The following is a 1355-nucleotide window of genomic DNA, read 5'->3' on the forward strand; positions in this document are numbered from 1 at the left end:
ACCGATGAATTCACCAAGCGCCCGATGGCCAAGGTGGGGTACGAGACCTCACCGCTGGAAGACGGCTCGCTGGGCGCGTACAACATTCACGAGGTGCCGCTGACCACGCTCACGGTCGAGGCGCTGAAGGATTTCGGGCTGTCCCGCAAGGAGGCCGAGCGCAGCAAGAACATGTTCGCGCTGGGGCTGCTGTCGTGGATGTACCACCGGCCCACCGAGGGCACGGAGCGGTTCCTGCGGCAGAAGTTCGCGAAGAAGCCGGACATCGCCGAGGCGAACGTGGCGGCGTTCCGGGCGGGCTGGAACTTCGGGGAGACGACGGAGGACTTCGCGGTCTCCTACGAGGTCGCGCCGGCGACGCAGGCGTTCCCGACGGGGACCTACCGCAACATCTCCGGGAACCTGGCCCTGTCCTACGGGCTGATCGCGGCGAGCCGGCAGGCCGACCTGCCGCTCTACCTGGGCTCGTACCCGATCACGCCGGCCTCGGACATCCTGCACGAGCTGAGCAAGCACAAGAACTTCGGCGTGCGCACCTTCCAGGCGGAGGACGAGATCGCCGGGATCGGCGCGGCGCTCGGCGCCGCGTTCGGCGGCGCACTCGGCGTGACCACCACTTCCGGACCGGGTGTGGCCCTCAAGTCCGAGACCATCGGCCTTGCGGTCTCCCTGGAGCTGCCGCTGCTGATCGTGGACATCCAGCGCGGCGGCCCCTCCACCGGCCTGCCGACGAAGACGGAGCAGGCGGACCTGCTGCAGGCGATGTACGGGCGCAACGGCGAGGCGCCGGTCCCGGTCGTCGCCCCGCGCACCCCGGCCGACTGCTTCGACGCGGCCCTCGATGCGGCGCGGATCGCGCTGACGTACCGGACCCCGGTCTTCCTGCTCTCCGACGGATACCTCGCCAACGGCTCCGAGCCCTGGCGGATCCCCGACATCGCCGATCTGCCGGACCTGAAGGTGCAGTTCGCCTCGGGGCCCAACCAGCAGCTCGCCGACGGCACCGAGGTGTTCTGGCCCTACAAGCGTGATCCGCAGACGCTGGCCCGCCCCTGGGCGGTGCCGGGCACGCCGGGTCTGGAGCACCGGATCGGCGGGATCGAGAAGCAGGACGGCACGGGCAACATCTCCTACGACCCGGCCAACCACGACTTCATGGTCCGTACCCGCCAGGCCAAGATCGACGGGATCGAGGTCCCCGACCTCGTCGTCGACGACCCCGACGGAGCCCGCACGCTCGCCCTGGGCTGGGGCTCCACCTACGGACCCATCACCGCCGCCGTCCGCCGCCTGCGCAACATCGGCGTCCCCGTCGCGCAGGCCCATCTGCGCCACCTCAACCCCTTCCCGGGGAA

The 1355-nt window shown here is 70.2% G+C and carries 1 protein-coding gene; it reads left to right on the plus strand.

The window, feature by feature from the left end; translation table 11 throughout:
* A partial coding sequence (locus ABTY04_RS40985; protein WP_352218519.1) for a 2-oxoacid:acceptor oxidoreductase subunit alpha occupies nt 1-1355 on the plus strand: 1355 nt, incomplete at both ends.

The sequence above is a fragment of the Streptomyces sp. NPDC097981 genome (genome assembly GCF_040302565.1).
GTDB lineage: Bacteria > Actinomycetota > Actinomycetes > Streptomycetales > Streptomycetaceae > Streptomyces.